At 42.4% G+C, this 15,645-nt stretch carries 15 protein-coding genes; 10 read left to right on the forward strand and 5 right to left on the reverse strand.

All coding sequences use genetic code 11. The features are described from left to right. Window positions 1-106 precede the first annotated feature (106 nt). The gene (locus IYN84_RS07850) at window positions 107-478 is read left to right on the forward strand and encodes a PilZ domain-containing protein (RefSeq protein WP_196138659.1); all 372 of its coding nucleotides are present in this window, start codon (window positions 107-109) and stop codon (window positions 476-478) included. On the opposite strand, the gene IYN84_RS07855 is transcribed toward IYN84_RS07850, so the two are convergent. Further along, window positions 479-1,936, reverse strand: a complete 1,458-nt coding sequence (locus IYN84_RS07855; protein ID WP_196138660.1) for a hypothetical protein — start codon at window positions 1,934-1,936, stop codon at window positions 479-481. A gap of 227 nt (window positions 1,937-2,163) precedes the next feature. After that, complete coding sequence (gene radA, locus IYN84_RS07860) at window positions 2,164-3,531, reverse strand: DNA repair protein RadA (protein ID WP_196138661.1); 1,368 nt, start codon at window positions 3,529-3,531, stop codon at window positions 2,164-2,166. 273 nt (window positions 3,532-3,804) lie between these two features. Between radA and IYN84_RS07865 the strand changes: the two genes are divergently transcribed. From IYN84_RS07865 to IYN84_RS07875, 3 genes are read left to right on the forward strand one after another with little or no spacing between them, the layout of a single operon-like run. Then, window positions 3,805-5,178 carry a 3-deoxy-7-phosphoheptulonate synthase class II gene (locus IYN84_RS07865; RefSeq protein WP_196138662.1) on the forward strand — a complete coding sequence of 458 codons (1,374 nt, stop codon included), beginning with the start codon at window positions 3,805-3,807 and terminating at the stop codon, window positions 5,176-5,178. A 53-nt stretch (window positions 5,179-5,231) separates the two neighbouring features. Continuing rightward, complete coding sequence (locus tag IYN84_RS07870; protein WP_196138663.1) at window positions 5,232-5,474, forward strand: DUF2970 domain-containing protein; 243 nt, start codon at window positions 5,232-5,234, stop codon at window positions 5,472-5,474. Continuing rightward, window positions 5,467-5,925, forward strand: coding sequence for a GNAT family N-acetyltransferase (locus tag IYN84_RS07875; RefSeq protein WP_196138664.1), 459 nt, complete (start codon window positions 5,467-5,469; stop codon window positions 5,923-5,925). The genes IYN84_RS07870 and IYN84_RS07875 overlap by 8 nt, the downstream gene beginning before the upstream one ends. Here the strand turns inward: IYN84_RS07875 and IYN84_RS07880 are convergent. From IYN84_RS07880 to IYN84_RS07890, 3 genes are all read right to left on the reverse strand, one after another. After that, window positions 5,922-7,190 (reverse strand): MFS transporter, encoded by a 1,269-nt coding sequence (locus tag IYN84_RS07880; RefSeq protein ID WP_210330352.1) that lies wholly within the window; start codon window positions 7,188-7,190, stop codon window positions 5,922-5,924. The genes IYN84_RS07875 and IYN84_RS07880 overlap by 4 nt on opposite strands. A 158-nt stretch (window positions 7,191-7,348) precedes the next feature. Beyond that, a complete protein-coding gene (locus tag IYN84_RS07885; RefSeq protein ID WP_196138665.1) occupies window positions 7,349-8,479 on the reverse strand; it encodes a PilT/PilU family type 4a pilus ATPase in 1,131 nt (376 codons plus the stop codon). 143 nt (window positions 8,480-8,622) lie between these two features. Continuing rightward, the gene (locus IYN84_RS07890; RefSeq protein ID WP_196138666.1) at window positions 8,623-9,657 is read right to left on the reverse strand and encodes a type IV pilus twitching motility protein PilT; all 1,035 of its coding nucleotides are present in this window, start codon (window positions 9,655-9,657) and stop codon (window positions 8,623-8,625) included. Between the two features lie 148 nt (window positions 9,658-9,805). Here IYN84_RS07890 and IYN84_RS07895 point away from each other — a divergent pair, with 148 nt between their 5' ends. The 6 genes from IYN84_RS07895 (at window position 9,806) to IYN84_RS07920 (ending at window position 15,629) form a co-directional block, all read left to right on the forward strand. Next, complete coding sequence (locus IYN84_RS07895) at window positions 9,806-10,510, forward strand: YggS family pyridoxal phosphate-dependent enzyme (protein ID WP_196138667.1); 705 nt, start codon at window positions 9,806-9,808, stop codon at window positions 10,508-10,510. A gap of 23 nt (window positions 10,511-10,533) precedes the next feature. After that, entirely contained in the window at window positions 10,534-11,361 is an 828-nt protein-coding gene (gene proC / locus IYN84_RS07900; protein WP_196138668.1) for a pyrroline-5-carboxylate reductase, read from the forward strand. A 116-nt stretch (window positions 11,362-11,477) separates the two neighbouring features. Beyond that, on the forward strand, window positions 11,478-12,038 hold the full coding sequence (locus IYN84_RS07905; protein WP_196138669.1) for a YggT family protein: 561 nt from the start codon (window positions 11,478-11,480) through the stop codon (window positions 12,036-12,038). A 216-nt stretch (window positions 12,039-12,254) separates the two neighbouring features. Next, on the forward strand, window positions 12,255-12,665 hold the full coding sequence (locus IYN84_RS07910) for a bacteriohemerythrin (protein ID WP_196138670.1): 411 nt from the start codon (window positions 12,255-12,257) through the stop codon (window positions 12,663-12,665). A 353-nt stretch (window positions 12,666-13,018) separates the two neighbouring features. Beyond that, on the forward strand, window positions 13,019-14,983 hold the full coding sequence (locus tag IYN84_RS07915; protein ID WP_196138671.1) for a dynamin family protein: 1,965 nt from the start codon (window positions 13,019-13,021) through the stop codon (window positions 14,981-14,983). A gap of 163 nt (window positions 14,984-15,146) precedes the next feature. Beyond that, window positions 15,147-15,629 (forward strand): DUF4426 domain-containing protein, encoded by a 483-nt coding sequence (locus IYN84_RS07920; RefSeq protein ID WP_196138672.1) that lies wholly within the window; start codon window positions 15,147-15,149, stop codon window positions 15,627-15,629. Window positions 15,630-15,645 lie beyond the last annotated feature (16 nt).

The following is a 15,645-nucleotide window of genomic DNA, read 5'->3' on the forward strand; positions in this document are numbered from 1 at the left end:
GTAAATAATTAACCCAGGAACTAATATCCAGCGTAAATTTGTCTGTTATGCTACATTTAGACTATTAGTGGTGCGTGATTTCAACTGAACTTTTGGAGAGATTGTCGTGACTGACGAGCGAAGACGCTTTAACCGAATCGCATTTGATACCAACGCGACCCTTTCAGGCGATAAACTCACCGTTGAGTGTCATCTACACGATATCTCATTACAGGGAGTTCTGTTATCTCTGGCTCGTCCATGTAAAGTTGAAGTCGGAAAAAGCTATCATCTCCATATCCCGCTAGATGAGCATGAACATATCATAGATATGGAACTTGAGCTTAAAAATGTTAGAGGAGACCAACTCGGCTTAAGATGTAAACATATTGATCTCGATAGTATTACCCACCTGAGGCGATTGGTTGAGTTAAACCTGGGAGAAACCGAGCTACTCGAGCGCGACTTCGCCCACCTGGTGGATGCACACGAGCAATAATTAAATCTGCAACAGTTTAGGCATCTCCTCAATCTGGCCAAGACTTAAGAGTAGCTCAACGGCATCAGCAAAATTTTCGATATTACTTTTCCATAGTATTATTTGCGCGACACCATTCTCATTGATATTGGTTAGAATTTGATTGGCTTTTAAGTCTGGTTCAAGCTTTTTTATCCACGATAGTCTTTGTATCAAGACCTTCAACTGTGCGATGTCGTTAACTAGAAAAATCTGTGTGCTGATAGAGTCAAGTACTTCTTCCTGCTTTTCAGCGGAAGCCAGTGGCGAGCTGGTAGAAAAGCTTCTCAATAAAGGTAACTTGCTAAAGAAGACATTGGCAATAGCGTCTTCAGGACATTTGTCTGCGTCACATAGAAACTTGGTATTCGCCAGAATGTGTTTGACCTGACGAAAACTGGACGGAAAGTTCTTCTCATAGGTTGCTACATACTCCGCAATAAAGTCGTTATCCAGTTTTTTATCATGCGCAAGCGACTTTTCCACTTGCGAATAAATCGCACGAGCCTGTTTCTCAATCGTTGGCTCATGATACCAGCTGCTCTTATCCAGCTCTCCGTTAATCTTTTGATAAAACCAACCATTTCCAATTGCTGTCGCCACAGCCTCATCGAATAACTGATATGCCATATTTTTGTTTAAAGAGTCGGAACCTACAAAGGCATCTTCCAATTCTGATTGCACTTTCGCAGACTGGTTGACATAAAGTACATGCGCGAGCTCATGAAAAACAATGGAAAGTTGACTGTCGGCAGTTTGTCCCTGCAAAAACGAGACAGACAGGAGGTTACCTTGTGGTGTCGCGAGAGAATGTCCACTTTGAAAAGGAATTGGCGTTAAATATACTTCGAATGGAATATTTTTATCCCAGTCTGAACGATAAAAATTAACAACTTTATTGAAATAGTATTCAAATTGAATCTCTTCAGCCCGACTTGTCAATGCTTTAATATTCTTCTGCAAAAAGCTTTGAGATGGTTGCCAAAACAGTTCATGGTATATCGGAGAGAAATAACTTAATACTTCAAATAGTACTTTATGATCTTTTGTGCTGATAATTCCAAAACTACGACGCTGAAAATCATCCAGACTATCTGATCTGGCCGCAATCATAGTCATGATTTCTCTTACTTGACGAGCATTGTATCGATGTTTTACAGCGCTGTTAAAATGATAATCGTAACTTAAATTGACTGAATTGAGTCTGGACAACTGTTTTTGAGCTTCATCAGAAGCAAAAGAACTAGCGTAAAACTTTTCCGTCAGCGTTTGTGAGGAATAACCTTTGCCGCCAAGCCCCAATACAAACTCGTAAAGACTTAATGTCTCGCTTGCATAAAAATTAACCTTTACTTTTTTAAGCTCTTTTTCGAATGAATATCCATTCGATGAAAAACAAATCAAACAGCTCAGTAGAATTAATCGAACTAGATGCAACATATATCATTCCTTTTATTTATAAACTCTGAAACGCTCCGTTAAGCAATTAATGTTCCAAAATTTGCGCCTGATAGTATCGAAAACTGGTTATACAAATTAAAAATGAGTAAAAGAGATTCCTCAAATAAGAAAAACGTTCCTATATCGGAAAATCTTTCAACACGCAGTTAGTAGTCATTTAAATAACCAACGGTGTGTTCTTCTGATTCATTTGATTAGGGAAAAGTTCAAATTTCAGTTAATGCTGCCAAAGCTTCACCTATTTGCGAAACGGCGATCACTTTAATTCCCTCCGGCACTTTTTTGGGCACGTTAGCTTTGGGAACAATTGCGATTTCGAATCCGTGCTTTTTCGCCTCCTTAATTCGCTCTTGCCCATTAGGTACGGGCCTGATTTCCCCCGCCAATCCTACTTCACCAAAAATAATCAGACTCTGAGGGAGGATCTGATTTCGCAAACTTGAAGTCACCGCACACACCAACGCCAAGTCGGCACTGGTTTCCATCACCCTGACACCTCCCACCACGTTGAGGAAAACATCCTGATCCTGACAAAAAACCCCGCCATGTCTGGAAAGCACCGCAAGTAGCATGGCCAGTCGATTTTGCTCCAAACCAACTGCAACTCGGCGAGGATTGCCAAGATGAGACTCATCAACCAGCGCCTGCACTTCCACCAGCAAAGGTCGAGAGCCTTCCCAGGTCACAGTAACAACGCTTCCTGCTGCGGCCTGCTGATAGCGAGAAAGAAAAATGGCTGAAGGGTTTTGTACTTCTTTTAATCCTTCTTCCATCATGGCAAAGACCCCCAACTCATTCACCGCACCAAAACGGTTTTTAACCGCTCGCAAGATACGATATCGGCCGTCTCTTTCGCCTTCAAAATAAAGAACCGCATCAACCATATGTTCCAGCACGCGCGGCCCAGCAAGTGCACCGTCTTTAGTAACATGGCCAACAACAAAAAGCGCAATGCCTTTTTGCTTGGCAAAGCGCACTAGTTGCGCAGTACTTTCTCTCACTTGGGCAACACCGCCCGGTGCCGACTGTAACAGCTCGGTGTAAATAGTTTGAATCGAATCAATCACCATAATATGGGGGTTAACCTGTTGTGCGGTGGCAATAATGGTTTCAACCTGGGTCTCGGTGAGCAGACTCAATTTTTCTCCATTTAATCCAAGGCGGCTGGCACGCATAGAAATCTGCTGTGCCGATTCTTCCCCCGTCACATAGACGGCTTCCAGTGACTCGCTAAGTTTACACATTGACTGCAACAAAATGGTTGACTTGCCAATTCCGGGATCTCCGCCAATTAATACCACCGAGCCGGCAACCAGCCCACCACCGAGTACTCGGTCAAACTCTCCAAGCCCGGTCGGAATACGGGCCGTTTCTTCATGCTTAACTTCGCTAAGTTTTTGCAACTGCTTTTGCGCTCCGGCATAACCTGCAAAACGTGCATTTTGCGCGGGCTTCTTATTTTCAACTTGCTCGACCAGACAGTTCCACTGCTGGCACTCCATGCATTGTCCCGACCACTTTGGGGAAACCGCACCACATTCGGTGCATACATATTGGGTTTTCACTTTAGACATGAGATGGCTCAAAGATAAATAACTAGATTTAATCAATGAAGCTGATTGTACGGGCTATAGGTTAGATAGCCAAGGCCTGATTCTGATGAAGTCGCTCACCCTGTCAATTAACAAATCTTGCAATTAGGCTCGATCAAGCAAAATAGCAGTGTTACCATTATTACTATAATTAGATTAGCTAATTCATGATTTACTAATTCATGATTTGCAAATTACGGTCTTGAGCGAGCCATCTTATTGTCTGACTCACTATGACTTGAAACGAGAAACCTTATGTCAAACTGGTCGCCAGACTCCTGGCTTAACTTTCAAATAGCACAACAGGCATCCTATCAGAACCAGGAGCAACTGAAGGAGGTTTTACAAGAATTGGCGATGCTTCCTCCATTAGTTAGCCCTCAGGAAATAGATGATCTAAAAGCCAAACTTGCCAGTGCAGCTAAAGGAGAAACATTTGTTCTCCAGGGAGGCGATTGTGCAGAACTTTTTTCCGACTGTAATGCACAAGCGATATCCAGCAAACTAAAAATTCTTCTTCAGATGTCGCTGGTTTTGATTCATGGATTAAATAAGCCGGTGATAAAAGTTGGTCGAATGGCAGGCCAGTATGCCAAGCCCCGTTCGGCAGAGGTAGAACAGATTAACGGCATTAGCCTACCCTGTTATCGTGGAGACTTAATTAATTCTCCGCAGTTTACCGCTCAGGACAGAGAGCCAGATCCTCGCAGACTATTAAAAGGCTACTCATTTGCTTCATTGACATTAAACTATATTCGTACACTAGTTGAAAACAAGTTTGCGGACTTTTCAGATATGGCCAACTGGGATCTCGACTTTGTTTCTCATTCTGCTCAGGCTGAAGAGTATCACCAGATTCTTCAACAGATTCGCCATTCAATTGAACTATTGGACAACCTGACAAATCATCACGCAAATGCATCAGTAAAAGATAAAATCTATACCTGTCATGAAGCACTTCACCTGCAATATGAGCAGGCTTTGACCCGCAAAGACGAATCTGGACGATGGTATAACCTCTCAACCCATCTCCCATGGATCGGAATGCGAACAGCTCAGGAAAATTCTGCTCATATCGAGTACATGCGAGGAATATCAAACCCCATAGGAATTAAATTAAGTGCCAGTACTTCGGCAGAGCAATTGCTGAAACTTTGTAATTCACTTGACCCTGACAATGAGCCAGGCAGATTAGTTTTGATCACTCGAATGGGAGAAGATAGAGTCAGACAAACTTTACCCCCATTAATAAGAGCACTACTCAATGAAGGCAGATCGCCATTATGGTGTTGCGATCCGATGCATGGCAACACATCGGTTACAAAAAGCGGTATTAAGACCCGTCGATTCGACGCCATCATTGGTGAAGTAACTGAAACATTAGCGATTCATCAGAAGTTAGGCTCCCATTTAGGTGGTGTACATTTTGAACTAACTGGTGAACATGTCACCGAGTGTGTTGGGGGAGCAAGAGGATTGACAGAAATTGACTTGCAAAGGGCTTACAAATCGCTGGTCGACCCGAGACTCAATGCTGACCAGTCATTGGAAATGGCAATGCAGATAGTAAAAATTCACAATCGATTACGCTCAAGAGAAGTGCTTAAAAATAATCAGGAATCAGCTTAATTCGATAGTGAAACCAAATCACACAAGAATCAATCTATAGAAAAGATATTAACATGCAACAGAACTCAGATAAAAAACCAGATAACTTGAATGAAGAAACTAAATCTTCGCCAGGGATATTAAGCGTTTTACAAAGCGTTATTGCAGCTATGTTCGGAGTACAAAGTGAAAGCAAAAGACAGCAGGACTTTGAAAATGGTCATCCCGGCACTTACATTTTTGTTGGTATAGTTATGGTAATTATTTTTATTTTCACACTGATATCCATCGTCGACTCAATTCTCGCAGATGTCTGATTCAAATAGTACTCAAATTCGAGAAGCCTCCATTGAAGATCTTGGAGAGCTTGCTGAGCTATTTCGGCAATATTGTCGTTTTTACGCAACCAGCCCAACAGAAGAATCATGTACTGCCTTTATCAAAGAAAGACTAGTCAAGTCTGATTCTCTGCTTTTTGTAGCAAAATCAGAAGGTAAATTGGCCGGATTTGTTCAGATCTATCCAAGTTTTTCCTCAGTAGCTATGCAAAAGGTCTGGATACTGAATGATCTTTTTGTATCCAGGGAATATCGGTGCCGAGGTATCGCAGGAAAGCTTTTAAAAACAGTTGAAAAAAATGGGCGGACTAAAAATATTTTTTCTATCAAGTTGGCAACAGAAGTTACCAATCACTTAGCTGCAAAACTTTATCAAAGTCATGGGTTTAAGCGAATTGATAATTTTCACTACTATAGTAAAAAGCTTTAATTTTCTGTTGAGCGAAGATTCTTTCTCTGCCCAGTCAAGTACCAGATACTCACAGCAAACATTATCAACACAGCGGGAATTGCGATGTTTAGTAGTATTGTCCAACCATAGCCAAACAAGACAAAGCCAGCAGACAAGGAAGCCATTGCCTGGGCAAAAAATATGGAGAAGTCATTAACTGCCTGGGTTTTAAACCTTTCGCTGGCAGAGTAAGCCTCAGGTAACAACAGAGTGCCACTAGTAAACAGAAAGTTCCAGCCAATCCCAAGCAGAACCATTACCCACCAATAATGCAAGTAATCATTGCCAGAAATCCCTATAATTACTACAGCAAGATAAAGAAGGCTTCCAATAATCATCAGTTTCGCCAGTCCTAAATAGCGAATTAAAGATGCAGAAAAAAGAGAAGGCAAATACATCGCAATAATATGGCTTTGGACAACCCATTTAGTATGCTGCAAACTATGGCCATCAACCTCATGCATACTCAATGGCGTTGCTGTCATTATATAACTCATTACCGAGTAAGCTATGCCTCCGGCACATGCAGAAATAATGAAAACCGGCTGACGTATAATTTGTAGTAGTGGTCGTCCCGCGTGAGACTGACTCTCCTGCGAAAAACCGATAGGCTTGAGCAAACTTATCAGAGTTAGAGCCACCACAAGAAAAACTGCCAATATTAAAAATGAGCCAGCAAACCCGTGAGGTGAATCAATCCAGTCTTTAGCAACAATAGCGGCTTCCGGTCCAAGAATGGCCGCAAATATACCACCAATCATTAAAACAGAGATTGCCTTCGGAGAGTCCTTAATATCGGGCAGACTTTCAATTGCAGCAAATCGCATTTGAGCGACAAAGGCCATACTCGAACCCAACAGAAAGCTACCTGAAACCAGCAATCCAAATTCCGCGTTGAGACTGGCAAACATGCAAAGTATTGCGCCCAGAATCGCCACTCCAAGTCCGATCATAGTCCCTTTTCTTCTTCCGACTTTTTTCATTAGCATAGATGCAGGTATTACCGCACTGGCGGTTCCCAGGATCATGACTGTAAGGGGCAAAGTCGCTAATTCAGGTTTGGCCGCGATTTTTGTGGCAACGATTCCCCCGGCAAAAACGATGATCGCCGAAGAGCACATTCCAAGCGGTTGGGCTAAAAAAAGAAGCCAGACATTGGCAGGTAATTTCACTAATCGGCGAGCAATGAAAGCAAAAATAATAAATGCAAATAGCGTAGCTAGCAGAGTGTACGGAATGGCCAAATCAAGATCTCACAAAGAATAGTCAACGGCCACTTTACCGGAAAAACGTAATTCTGCCTAATTTCTAAAAGTTAGACTTTATTTGGTGATAGCTATCAGAAAAGGAAACAAGATTTCCTTTTCTGAAAACTTAACAGGTCTTAAGATAAACAACGAACCTAGTGTGGGTCCTGCTCTTCCAGAGTCATTCCTCCAAGACCGCCGTCTAGTGCAGCCCCACTACTTTCAGTTGCATCCAGCTTAATCATTAAGCGCAAATCATTAGGAGAATCTGCGTGATGTAGTGCATCTTCATAGGTAACTTCCCCGGACTTAAACAAACGGAATAAGCTTTGATCGAAAGTCTGCATCCCTTGTTCGTTAGATTTACTCATGACTTCTTTAAGCAGGTGCAGTTCACTTTTCCTTATATGATCGGAAATTAAAGGCGTATTGATCATGATTTCAATCGCTGGTCTTCGACCTTTACCATCAGGAGTCGGTATTAATTGTTGCGCGATAATAGCTCGAAGGTTGAGAGATAAATCCATTAACACCTGGTTGTGCTTTTCTTTTGGGAAAAAGTGCAGGATTCTATCAAGCGCCTGGTTAGCATTATTCGCATGCAGAGTACACATACACAGATGCCCTGTTTCTGCAAATGCCACCGCATAGTCCATAGTTTCAGAAGTACGTACCTCACCAATCAAGATAACATCTGGCGCTTGGCGCAATGTGTTTTTCAGCGCCGCCTCAAATGTTTCGGTATCTATCCCTACTTCACGCTGAGTAATGATACATTTGTCATGGTTGTGGACAAACTCAATCGGATCTTCAATGGAAATAATGTGTCCTGTTGTCGAACGATTACGATAACCAATCATCGATGCTAATGAGGTTGACTTACCGGTACCGGTTGCTCCGACAAAAATGATCAAGCCTCGCTTGGTAAGAGACAGTTTTTTTAGAATATTAGGTAGTCGCAACTCTTCAATTGTAGGAATTGTAGTTTCTATTCGACGAAGCACCATACCGACATGGTTTCTTTGTTGAAATGCACTGACACGAAATCGTCCAATTCCAGCCGCACTGATAGCAAAATTACATTCTCTTATTCGAGCAAAGTCTCTGCGTTGTTCTTCATTCATTACGCTAAGAACCACTTCTCGCGCCTTTTCAGGTGTCAACGCGCGCTGAGTAACGGGCATTACTTTTCCGTGAATTTTAATACTGGGTGGCACTCCGGCAGTAATAAATAAGTCAGATGCCTTTTTGGTTACCATTAACTTTAACAGACCTTCAAAGTCCATTTTGTTTACTCCGATTCATAGTTCTTTTCAACATTGCAAGATTTTAATAAGCAAACTTCGAGCACGCAGTTCGCTATGAATTGTCTTGTCAAATTCAAATGAAATGCAACATTCTGTATACATTTAACAAGCATTAAAAATGATCAAAAATCTTCTTTATTCTTCGCCTTATCCTTAGCATCTTGTCGGTTGATTAACCCTTTAGCCAACAAGTCCTTCAAGCATTGATCAAGAGTCTGCATACCTACCCCAAGACCGGTTTGAATAGCACTATACATTTGTGCAACTTTATCCTCTCGGATCAGGTTACGAATAGCCGGCGTACCAATCATTATTTCATGAGCCGCCACCCGGCCCCCACCATTTTTCTTGAGCAGAGTTTGAGAGATTACGGCCTGCAGCGATTCAGAAAGCATGGAGCGAGTCATATCTTTTTCTGCGGCAGGAAACACATCAATAATACGGTCAATTGTTTTTGCTGCAGACGATGTATGTAGCGTTCCAAAAACCAGGTGACCAGTTTCCGCAGCGGTTAAAGCCAGCCTGATGGTTTCCAGATCACGCATCTCACCTACCAGGATAATATCCGGATCCTCCCGCAGCGCGGAACGTAAAGCTTCACTAAAACCGAGTGTATCGCGGTGTACTTCACGCTGATTTATCAAACACTTTTTACTTTCATGCACAAATTCTATTGGATCTTCAATAGTTAACACGTGTCCGTAGTGATTATCATTGATATAATCGATCATAGCGGCAAGCGTTGTACTCTTCCCTGAACCAGTAGGTCCGGTCACCAGTACCAGTCCTCGTGGATGCATACACATCTCTTTAAACACACTGGGAGCACCTAACTCTTCCAAAGTTAACACTTGAGAAGGAATGGTACGAAAAACGGCCGCGGCTCCGCGGTTCTGATTAAACGCATTAACACGAAAGCGCGCAATTCCCGGTAAAGCAAACGAAAAGTCTGTTTCGTAAAACTCTTCGAAATCCTTACGCTGCTTATCGTTCATAATGTCATATACCAGACTGTGCACCATTTTATGATCCATTGGCGGTACATTGATACGTCGAACATCACCGTCTACTCGAATCATCGGCGGTAATCCGGCGGATAAATGTAAGTCTGAAGCGTTATTTTTTACGCTAAATGCGAGTAATTCGGTTATATCCATAGAGTGAATACCCCAGTGTTCTTTTTGTTAGATGCTAGTTGGATTCAGTGATAGAATACTAGCGGATCTTTTAATTGATTGATACTTTTAAAGTTTTTGAGTAATTCAAGGCTCATTTCGAGCTCAAAAAAACATCAAATCGGCTACTATGACTATAGCAGATCAGATAGAAATCGTTAGACAAAATATCGACCAGTACACCGAAGAAGCAGGCCGTCCGGCCGGCTCGGTAAGATTATTGGCTGTCAGTAAAACACATCCGGCTAGCGCAATACAAGAAGCCTATGAGAGCGGGATCACAGAATTTGGCGAAAGCTATCTACAGGAAGCGCTGACAAAAATTGACGCCTGCAAAAATATTCCACTGATTTGGCATTTCATCGGACCAATTCAGAGTAATAAAACCAGAGCCATCGCTGAGAACTTTGACTGGGTCCAGAGTGTTGATCGTGAGAAGGTTTTACGCCGCCTAAGTGAGCAACGGCCCGGTCAGTTGGGGCCACTTAGAATATGTATTCAGGCGAACATTTTTTCTGAACCCCAAAAAAAGGGAGCAAATCCTCAGGAATTACCGCAATTACTTGACCTTGCCGAAGAACTGCCCAATATCGAGTTAAGAGGATTAATGGTGCTCCCTCCCCCTGTAAGCGAATTTGACCGCCAATTGGAGCAGTTCACAAAAGTGACTCAAATATTTAATGAACTAAAACAAAAACATTCGCAGATGGATAGACTTTCGATGGGGATGAGCGGTGACATTAAAGCCGCTATTTTTGCCGGCTCAGATATGGTTCGCGTAGGTACCGGAATTTTTGGCCAAAGAAAACCTCGCAAGCCGGACAATCAGAATTAAACATCAATAAATTACACAATATAATGACAGAGCTTATATATCAGAAATCCAATATAGCCTTTATCGGCTGCGGAAATATGGCTAGTGCCATCATCGGAGGACTTGTCCAGAGTGGCTGGCCCGCGAGTAAAGTAATGGCTAGCAATCCAAGCGCCGGCAAACTTGATAAACTAAAAGATGTATACTCTATCAAGGTAACTCATAGCAATAGCGAAGCAGCGAAGTTTGCCGACATCATCGTTTTAGCGGTAAAACCGCAAAAACTGCCAGATGTTTGTGCTCAACTGGCAAAGATATCGCTTGCAGATAAACTGATAATATCGGTAGCAGCTGGTTACACTACATCTCGACTCAACAAAGAACTCAATCAACAACTAATGATTGTTCGTGCTATGCCGAATACTCCTGCGTTAATTCAGCAAGGCGCTACCGGGCTTTACGCGACTCCAGTAGTAACAGAAGCCGCAAAGCAGCTGTCAGAAAAAATATTTGAATCTGTCGGTATTACAGCGTGGATTAAATCCGAAGCACAGATGGATACGGTGACTGCTATTGCAGGCAGCTCTCCAGCCTATGTTTTTCTGTTGATGCAAGCGATGGCCGAACAGGCAGTAGCCAGTGGAATCGATGAAGAAAGCGCTTTGACACTTGTTACTCAAGCGGTAAGCGGAGCAGCGCAATTAGCCCAGGCCAGCCCTGAAAAGACTTTGATTCAGTTACGTAGGGAAGTGACCTCTCCCGGAGGAACGACTGCGGCGGCAATAACTAGCTTTATCGATGATAACTTCGAAGGAATTGTTAAAAAAGCAGTACAAGCAGCGACAAATCGTGGAAAAGAACTGGGAAAGTGACTAGACGATCCATATATAATTAAGAGCGGCTACTCTATCTTTAGATAACCGCAATTCTTTAGATAACCACTCATTCATGAGTAATCACTAAAACACAGACAAGGTAATTAAGTAAGATGAACCCATTTGCTGAACTCACAGAAATGCTAATAAGCCTCTACGTGAGTGTAATTTTGCTGCGCTTTTTTCTACAATATTTTCGCGCTGACTATTACAACCCCATGTCACAGTTTGTGGTAAAAATAACCGACCCTTTGGTCAAGCCAGCTCGGCGGATTGTTCCAGGATACGCAGGGATCGATTTTTCGACATTGCTAGTAGCCTGGCTAGTCATGCTACTCAAGCTGATAATAATTATTGCGATTCAGCACGGAACTTTGAGTGGTATCGGAGTCATTCCACTTCTTCTGGTTTCCATTATCAAAGTTTTCGAGGCTGCAATTGGGCTTTATATTTTTCTAATATTTGTGCGCGTTATTTTGAGCTGGGTGGCTCCAGCTGGCGGTTACAATCCAGTTTTTGCAGTTATTGGTCAGTTAACCGAGCCTTTGATGTCAAAAGTCAGAGGAATGTTACCGCCGATGGGGGGATTTGATTTATCTCCTATGCTTTTACTCATCGGGCTCTATTTTTTACGTAGTGCAATAGCATACTATTTGTACCCACTAATTCTATAATTCAGTAATTTAGATCTGGCTAACCTTTTCCCACTGAACTAATCTAAAATAGAGCAAGTCATAGAAGTAAGGAGCTGCAACGAAAGCTTCCTTACTTTGCACTCCGGCTTGCTTTTGACGCCGATCGCACAAAATAAGTGCTCTCTAGCTTCACTCTATGCCGGATAGTCAATTGTTTGCCGGAATAACGCTCGCTAGTGGGCAATGGAGCTTACAATGTCGCTTATTGAATGGTCACACAAATATAGTATCGGCATTCCCTCAATCGATGAGCAGCATAAGCAGCTCATTAAACTCATTAACCAGTTAAACAAAGCCATGGCTAGCGGAGAGTCTGCAAGTGTAGTAGCCGCAATCCTGGCCGGTCTCACTGGATATACCGAATCACACTTTGCATATGAAGAGCAGCTCTTCGAAAAATACGGATATCCTCAAACAGAAGAGCACAAAAAAGAGCATCAGCGAATGATCGACCGAATAGGCCAATTCCATGTTGAATTTGCGCAAGACCCAGGAGGCTCAATTAGTCTCGAAATCATGCAATTTCTGACCTACTGGCTAACCAACCACATTCAGGGAAGCGACAGAGAGTACGCTGAATACCTGATAAAAAAAGGAGTTGACTAGTATGAAGCTTCACACAAGTAAGTACACACTCCGGCTGTATATCATGCTATTTGATGCAAAACGGTAAGAAGTACCTTAATCAGGACTTTACTCAGCACCTTTTAAGACCATTTTTTGACCACATAACCATAAGCTCCTGCCAATTTCCTAGATTTTACTGTAGATTTGTGACCTATACTGCGGATTATTAACGTATTTCTGTTATACTAGTTCGGTTATAATGTGCCAAAAGAGAGTCTTAACCTGTTGATTGCATTGGTTTTAGAGATTCTGTTACAGAAAAAAACTAATCTGCCGTTAATACATTAAATCCATGAAAATTAGCGGTCGATTCAAAAAACAAGTTTAAGCCTATGTCGAATGAATTTTACGATAATATAGATACCTTTGAGTCTTGGAAGTCTGATATTGGACGCATATTGAGTCGTTTCAGACTCTGGCTTAGGCGTAATGAGCTCTTTTCAGAAACTATTGATCAGCGTCTTTTCGACCTTCAGGAACCACTAAAAAGTGAATATCTGACCCTGGCATTTGTTGGAGAATTCTCTCGCGGAAAAACAGAACTAATTAACTCGTTATTCTTTTCCGATTATGGACAACGGATACTTCCTTCGGAAGCAGGCAGGACAACAATGTGTCCGACCGAGCTTTTTTATGATCGAAGAGAAAGTCGCCCCTATTTACGCTTGCTGCCGATTGAAACTCGACTCGAAGCCACCACACTTAGCGAATACCGCAAGATGCCGGCTCAGTGGACAGAAGTTCCGTTGATGACCGCAAGTGCACAAGAAATGTCTCTCGCTTTACACACAATCACTCAAACTAAACAGGTTACCCCAGAAGAAGCCATCTCTCTGGGTTTTAAAGAAGAAATGCTGGAAAAAAGTGAGCACGATGAAACCAAGGTCGAGATCCCCGCATGGCGCCACGCACTGGTTAGTTTCCCACATGAATTGTTGAAAAAAGGATTATGCATCCTCGACACCCCTGGCCTAAATGCTCTAGGCTCGGAGCCCGAACTCACCTTAAAGCTTTTACCGCAAGCTCAGGCAATAGTATTTTTACTTGGCGCCGACACCGGCGTAACAGCCTCTGATATGGCAATTTGGGAAAGCTATATCAAGAATCTTGAAAGAGATAATGCACTGGGTACTTATGCCGTGCTTAACAAAGTAGACACTTTATGGGACGAGCTAAGCAGCCGTAAGAAGGTCGACAAGGCGGTAAAGAAAATGGTCTCTATTACCGCGCGTCAACTGGAAATCGATCCTTCACAGGTGATAACGGTCTCCGCCCAAAAAGCGCTGGTGGCAAAAGTTAGAAATGACCGCTCCTTGCTCATTCGTAGCCAAATCAGCGAGCTGGAATCGCTGCTATCAGAAAGCTTGCTTGAAAATAAAGAAGAAGTCATCTGGCAAACCGTTATCGAAGAAGCAACCAGTTTGATTAGTGATGCGCAACAACTGCTGAATAACAAATCGGAAAAACTACTAGAGCAAAGAGCAGAGCTCGAGTCTTTAACCGGAGATAGCAAAGCACGAATTGCAGAGCTAATTAAGGCCAATGAAAAGGATATCAAGGAATTCGAACACCGATTAGTGGCTATCCGTCCTAGTCAGCGTTTGCTGGAGCGACAGACTCAAATACTTTTATCAAGTATCGGTGCATCGGTACTTTCCAAAGAAGTAGAAGTTACTTTAAGAGAACTGGTCAACAGTAAAACAACGGTCGGCCTGTTCCGTCACATGAGACAATTCTTTGTGGCCGTTAGGACCATTATGAAAGAGTTGACAAGAGAGGCTGAGCTGACCAATAAAATGGCCTTGTCGCTGTATAAAAAGTTTGCCGATGATTTCGATATGAAATTACTGGAGCCCAAGCTGTTTCCTGCAAAAAAATTAGGGAGAGATCTTGAAGCCATCATTAAAGAGTCCGAAAAGCTTCACAATAATTTATTCACAACGTTTACTGAGCACAGCGTTGCTGTTAAGCGATTTTTCTCCGGAACGGTGACCGATGTAATGTCTTTCTTCAAGACTACTCGTCAAGAATTGATTTCCTGGACTCAGAATGTTGCTAGTCCGCTAACCCATCAGTTACGAGTTCAGCGAGAACTCATCAATAACCATAAGAAGGAACTCGCAGAACTGTCCAAATCGAGAGCGAATCTCGATGGAAAAATTAAAGGACTCAATCGTTTGATTGAAGAGATAGAGATGGAAACTGAAACCTCCGATAAATTCCTCTCTTCATTACAAGATAAACGACCTCGAAAAGAGAAATCTAATATTGTCCGAATCTCTTCTGCAAATCGTTAGCTCTAGCAGACAAATCAAAGTCAGCTCGTCGGAAATACAAGATATTTCCGACCTCCTCTCTCCTCCTTCCTATTGTGCATTAACAGCCAATAGCTGGATATCTCATGTCATTCAGCGCTACAATAGTGCGACAGGTGTTAAATAGTCCTGCAAGGAGCCAATAATGAACATTCTATCTATGAGCAAACCCTATTTATTGATGAAAAAAGTAAAAGTCCGACTTAAGCCTGGAGCAAAAATTCTAGCTAGCCTGGTCATTCTGTGTGGCTCACTGCATTTAAACGCTAACCAGCATAGTGTGGGAGAGGTAACCATCCATTATAATGCATTAAGCAGCATTGATATTCCCGCGGAAGTTGCCGCGCAATATGGAATCACTCGCGGCGGCAGAACCGGACTAATAAATATTGCGGTACAGAAATCAGGGAAGCCTGTGATTGCTAATATTTTTGGGCACGGTAAAAACTTAACTGGACAGTTGAAGGAACTAGCGTTCAAAGAGATTAAGGAAGAAAGTGCCATCTACTATATAGCGACATTTTCTTTTAATAATGGAGAAAAAGTTACTTTTGACCTTCAAATACAGTCGGAAAAGACGGGTAAGCTAATTCCGCTGGCGTTTTCACAAACACTATATTCAAACTAGCCCACTTAAGCACAGG

The sequence above is a fragment of the Aliikangiella sp. G2MR2-5 genome (genome assembly GCF_015687155.1).
Lineage (GTDB): Bacteria > Pseudomonadota > Gammaproteobacteria > Enterobacterales > Kangiellaceae > Aliikangiella.

What these genes read in the sequence shown, in the direction of transcription:
- IYN84_RS07855 (WP_196138660.1), bottom strand. Translation starts at nt 1,936, where the DNA reads ATGTTGCATCTAGTTCGATTAATTCTACTGAGCTGTTTGATTTGTTTT.
- radA (WP_196138661.1), bottom strand. Translation starts at nt 3,531, where the DNA reads ATGTCTAAAGTGAAAACCCAATATGTATGCACCGAATGTGGTGCGGTT.
- IYN84_RS07865 (WP_196138662.1), top strand. Translation starts at nt 3,805, where the DNA reads ATGTCAAACTGGTCGCCAGACTCCTGGCTTAACTTTCAAATAGCACAA.
- IYN84_RS07870 (WP_196138663.1), top strand. Translation starts at nt 5,232, where the DNA reads ATGCAACAGAACTCAGATAAAAAACCAGATAACTTGAATGAAGAAACT.
- IYN84_RS07875 (WP_196138664.1), top strand. Translation starts at nt 5,467, where the DNA reads ATGTCTGATTCAAATAGTACTCAAATTCGAGAAGCCTCCATTGAAGAT.
- IYN84_RS07885 (WP_196138665.1), bottom strand. Translation starts at nt 8,479, where the DNA reads ATGGACTTTGAAGGTCTGTTAAAGTTAATGGTAACCAAAAAGGCATCT.
- IYN84_RS07890 (WP_196138666.1), bottom strand. Translation starts at nt 9,657, where the DNA reads ATGGATATAACCGAATTACTCGCATTTAGCGTAAAAAATAACGCTTCA.
- IYN84_RS07895 (WP_196138667.1), top strand. Translation starts at nt 9,806, where the DNA reads ATGACTATAGCAGATCAGATAGAAATCGTTAGACAAAATATCGACCAG.
- proC (WP_196138668.1), top strand. Translation starts at nt 10,534, where the DNA reads ATGACAGAGCTTATATATCAGAAATCCAATATAGCCTTTATCGGCTGC.
- IYN84_RS07905 (WP_196138669.1), top strand. Translation starts at nt 11,478, where the DNA reads ATGAACCCATTTGCTGAACTCACAGAAATGCTAATAAGCCTCTACGTG.
- IYN84_RS07910 (WP_196138670.1), top strand. Translation starts at nt 12,255, where the DNA reads ATGTCGCTTATTGAATGGTCACACAAATATAGTATCGGCATTCCCTCA.
- IYN84_RS07915 (WP_196138671.1), top strand. Translation starts at nt 13,019, where the DNA reads ATGTCGAATGAATTTTACGATAATATAGATACCTTTGAGTCTTGGAAG.
- IYN84_RS07920 (WP_196138672.1), top strand. Translation starts at nt 15,147, where the DNA reads ATGAACATTCTATCTATGAGCAAACCCTATTTATTGATGAAAAAAGTA.